Source organism: Blautia sp. OM07-19 (assembly GCF_003481595.1).
GTDB lineage: Bacteria > Bacillota > Clostridia > Lachnospirales > Lachnospiraceae > Blautia_A > Blautia_A intestinihominis.
On record NZ_QULA01000071.1, the window covers coordinates 1 to 4,416 of the forward strand.

5 protein-coding genes and 1 pseudogene are annotated in these 4,416 nt (G+C 43.0%); 1 reads left to right on the forward strand and 5 read right to left on the reverse strand.

Going from position 1 to position 4,416, the window contains the following annotated elements; all coding sequences use genetic code 11:
* Positions 1-20: 20 nt before the first annotated feature.
* Together DXC01_RS19705 and DXC01_RS19710 are read right to left on the reverse strand one after the other, a co-directional pair.
* Positions 21-935, reverse strand: a complete 915-nt coding sequence (locus tag DXC01_RS19705; RefSeq protein ID WP_118699669.1) for an alpha/beta hydrolase — start codon at positions 933-935, stop codon at positions 21-23.
* Between the two features lie 131 nt (positions 936-1,066).
* Positions 1,067-1,750, reverse strand: a complete 684-nt coding sequence (locus DXC01_RS19710; protein ID WP_118699670.1) for a DUF6198 family protein — start codon at positions 1,748-1,750, stop codon at positions 1,067-1,069.
* A 273-nt stretch (positions 1,751-2,023) separates the two neighbouring features.
* On the opposite strand from DXC01_RS19710, the gene DXC01_RS19715 reads away from it, so the two are divergent.
* The gene (locus DXC01_RS19715) at positions 2,024-2,209 is read left to right on the forward strand and encodes a hypothetical protein (RefSeq protein WP_118699671.1); all 186 of its coding nucleotides are present in this window, start codon (positions 2,024-2,026) and stop codon (positions 2,207-2,209) included.
* A 95-nt stretch (positions 2,210-2,304) separates the two neighbouring features.
* Here DXC01_RS19715 and DXC01_RS19720 read toward each other — a convergent pair whose 3' ends face one another.
* From DXC01_RS19720 to DXC01_RS20445, 3 genes and pseudogenes are all read right to left on the reverse strand, one after another.
* On the reverse strand, positions 2,305-3,609 hold the full coding sequence (locus tag DXC01_RS19720; protein WP_118699672.1) for a cytidylate kinase family protein: 1,305 nt from the start codon (positions 3,607-3,609) through the stop codon (positions 2,305-2,307).
* Positions 3,606-4,061 carry a MarR family winged helix-turn-helix transcriptional regulator gene (locus DXC01_RS19725; RefSeq protein WP_199705058.1) on the reverse strand — a complete coding sequence of 152 codons (456 nt, stop codon included), beginning with the start codon at positions 4,059-4,061 and terminating at the stop codon, positions 3,606-3,608. Before DXC01_RS19725 ends, DXC01_RS19720 begins: the two co-directional genes overlap by 4 nt.
* Before the next feature lie 127 nt (positions 4,062-4,188).
* A pseudogene (locus DXC01_RS20445) lies at positions 4,189-4,416 on the reverse strand (hypothetical protein); the annotation flags it as partial.

Here is a 4,416-nt window from a genome sequence, read left to right on the forward strand (position 1 = left end):
AAATTTGCGTGTCTAACTCATCACTGAAAGTAACGAGAATGCGACACGCAGTTATTCAATATCTGTTTGAAGAACCTACACTCTTCATCATTGCATTTATGTGCATCCTCGGATCTTATATTGAGGTGAAAAACATGTCCCAGTTTTTCGGTTTTTCCACTGCGGTAATCGTGAAATTCACATGGAATATGCATGCTTTTTAGCTTCTCGTACATCAGAGGTGCCTGGCCTCTGAGAAAGTCTTCTTCTGCTGTCATGAGGAACGCCGGTGGGAATTTTTCTGTCACGTAATCATCTGCACAGAGCAGCTGAAGTTCCTGTTTCGTTCCTTTTCCCGGAAGATATTCTTCCATCAGTTTTCCTGTAAGCTCGTCCAGATTTTCCTCTCCCATGTGATACTGTCCGCAGTTCAGTGCCACTGCACGGATCTGCGGAGCTTCTGGTGTATGGAATTTATAATTTCCGGCATAATCAGGATTCGTACAGATATCCAGATAAAGAGACAGGATATGTGCTCCTGCGGAGTCGCCCACTGCAAAGAGTTTCTCTGTATCTAATCTATAAGTTTCTGCGTTTTCCAGCACCCAGGTAAATACGGAATTTGTATCTTCCAGTGATGCCGGAAACTTATATTCCGGTGCCAGGCGATAAGAAAAATTCACCACCGCAAAGCCTCGCTCTGCAAGATCCATGCAGTAGAACTGATACCTTTCTTTGTCACCGTATACCCATCCACCGCCATGAACACTGACGATCACTGGAAGCTTTCCCGTAGCATCCTTTTGGCGATATACATCCAGTTTCTGCCATTTAGATTCTGTTCCATATATAATATCATCGTATCTTACAATGTTCTCCGGGGTCTTAAGCCCTGCATCTCTTTTATTATCTCCTTCTGCAAATTCTGCACGTATGATGTCGCTGATCCTTACCATTCTTATGTTCCTTTCCTATATTAAAAAACCGACCTGCATTTTCTACTTCTATTGTAGCGAATACCTGTCGGTTTTTATATCTTTATTTTGTGTTTTTTATTCTTTTATTGCGTTGTCTGTCCCGAAATTCATCACGCTCTTTTTGTCATAAACGACTCAAATCTCACATGCTGATCCATCTTGTCACCAATCATGCCGATCACTTTTCCCATGGTAAATGCGGCGAGGATCGTGCCGATTCCGAGTCCGTCCAGATGTCCAAGGATGATGCAGGTCATCAGCGCTGTTATGGTAAGGCAGGTAACGTCATAGCCGATTTTGATCCTGGAATATTTTACCTTCGTGATATCTGCCAGTTCTCTCGGAAACAGGTCTGTCGGGATGATCGGAAGACCGCAGCGGTTGGAAAGTGCGATCCCGATGCACAAGAGCAGGTAGCTGATGATAAAATAAAGTACCCGGTAGCCAATGGCTATCGGCAGGACGCCTATCCACATTTCATGTACATCGAGCATCTCGCTGAATGCAAATCCAACGACAAAACTGAAAAGGTACGGTGCGACGAATTTCTTACGCATGATCATCAGGGATAATACCAGAAGTCCCTGGAAAATGTAGGTCCAGGTTCCAAGGGAGATCTTATTGAATACTTCCGAAAATGCATATGGTACACTGGAAATCGCCGAGATCCCGGAACCGGAATACAGCATCAGCACAACTCCCAGGCTGTTGATCAATACCACCACCAGCAACGCCAGCTCGCCCCGCAGGACCGGTAATTTCTTGTTCTCTTGTGTCTCAATTTCTTCTGTCATGGCTCTTTCCTCCATAAAATACGATTTATGCCTTGTCTATCTTAGCACTCGGGAAATCTTTTTTAAAGAGACAAAATACTGATTTCGTAAAAAATTTGTCGAACGTTTCTCTTTGACATATGGATGATTAATGTTTATAATATAGAACAAATCTTTCTAATCCGTTTCTGGATAAAATTCCTGTTGTTTGTGCCTTGACAGTTGAATACAGGGTTTACACCCTTATGATTATCACCTATAATAATTACTATAATTATGAAAGGTGGTGCCAATATGGAGGTTACTCATGATATGAGTGATCAGGAATTAAAAGCTTTACTTATCGACAAATACACAGACCTGCAGCGTATTAAAAGAGCTAATGGTGATACTGTAAACGAAGAATTGGACTATCAGATCAAAGTGGCAACAGCCAAATTATCATCTTTCGGAGTTAATGTAGAAGACCTTACATTATAAATACCGATCAAGTAGCTGTATAACACAAAAGAGTGTAAATCCTGTACTGAATTGTCAAGATCTGCACTCTTTTTATCGTATACGGAACATTGATTTTACCGTTTCATCGCCTCGCGGATGCACATTTCTATGTACTCTTCTCCGAGAGCTGTATTCACAGTCAGATCGAAGTTTGCTGATGCGCCCCAGATACGGCCGGTGTAATAGCGGTAGTTGTCGGCGCGCCATTTATCTTCTTTCTGGATCTTCTGTTTTGCGTCTTTTTCGGACAGATGCAGACGGTCCATGACTCGTTTCATTCTGTTTTCCATTGGTGCGCAGAAGAAAACTCTGAGGCAGTTTTTGTTGTCTCTAAGGGTGTAGTCAGAGCAGCGTCCTACGATCACGCAGTTTCCTTTTGCAGCAAGTTCTCTGACGACCTTTGATTCAGCTTCGTAGATCTTGTCCTTCGGTGCTTCCTCGTCCGGCTGTGCATACATATACATCTGGTTCACCAGGTCATACAGGAAACTGCTGGTCATCATCTCTTCTTTTTTCTGGATAAATTCCGGTGTATATCCTGTCGTTCCGGCAGTCATCTCGATGATCTCCTGATCATAAAAAGCATAGCCAAGTTTTTCTGCAAGTGCTTTGCCGATATCGTGTCCGCCGCTCCCAAACTGTCTGCCGATCACGATGACATTACGCTGAACTTCATCTGCCGGTTTATCCACAGATGCCGCACCGGATTTGCCGGCACTTTCCACATTTTCCCCTGCGAACTCTTCCGGAAACAGAAGCGGTTTGACAAATGCAAACTTCTTGCCAAGGACTCTGGCAATAAATCCAACCAGAAGTGCCGCAATGATCGTACCTTCACGCACACCATTGAGATGTCCGGTAAATACAAAGGACAGGATTGCCGCGATCACCGCCATGGAAACGTCAAAGCAGATTTTTGTCGTACCAAAGTTGGTTTTCCATGTCAGAACGATCGCGCGGACAAAAGATTCTCCCGGCAGCATAACAACGTCTGCCAGCACTTCCATGTACACACCAAATCCAAGGATCAGACATCCGATCAGAAGATATACGATCTTCATAACATACGCCTGCGGGTTTACCCATGTAAACAGAAGCATGGTAAGATCGATGAAATATCCAAAGATAATAGATACCGGTATCTGCAGAACATGTTCCAGTTTAAAATTTTTACGCAGGATCAGTAACTGCAGCAAGATCAGAAATACGCTGAAGAAAATCGTAAAGTTTCCGAGTGTAAACGGAAAACTTAAGCTTAATACATACGGAATCGATGAGATCGGTGAGGTTCCGAGACTTGCCTTGGTGATCAGGCTGACACCAAGTGAGTTCACGAACAGACCGATCAGAAAGATCACGTATCTTTTTAGTTTGTTCATTTGTTCCTTCCTTCTTTCTCTGTTTCTTCGCATCCTGTCTCAGACAGGTTACTGTAAATTTTATGATAAATCTTCATAAAAGCCTCTGCTTCTTCTGGAGAAATATCTTTCCACGCAGCCTCCTCGATCTCCACAAAAGCTTCTTCGACAAGCTTCTGACTTTTTTTCCCGGATTCTGTCATAAAAATATGAAAAGTCCTTCTGTTTCCATTGAGCATGCGCCGCTCGATCAGGCCTTTCTCTTCCATACGGTTCAAAATTGAAGTCAGCGATCCCGCCTCAATAAAACAGCCCGCCGCGATTTCCTTCTGACTGGCTCCATCATGATCCTTGAGATAATCCAGAATCTTCGGCTGTCCAAGCGTAAGCCCCGAAGCCTTCACCCGCTCCAGAAGCCTCTTCTGGATCAGCATCTGGTTAGCCATTGTCAGATAATGCAATGTTGTGTCCATGTTTCACGTTCCTTCCCTGTTTGCGTTTGTTGCAAAATAAAATAGTTATAATTCTAACGTTTAGAATTATAACTATTTTTGTAAAAAGTGTCAATATGACTTTTTTCTTAGATTTCAGCCCTTTCGATCACACAGCTATGTTTCTTGGAATAAAGCAGACATCTGCAAAGCCTTTTCCTGTTGGCAATTCTCTGATAATTGTGTAGTACTCTCTTGCAAAATAAAATGCCAGGTGAATTGTACAGCTCAATGAATTTTTGTTATTGTATTGCAGAATTGAGATTTCATTATGCGCACAGTGAATCAACAACTCTATCCTCACACGACTGAAGTCGCGTGCTTCCGGACGCTTTAG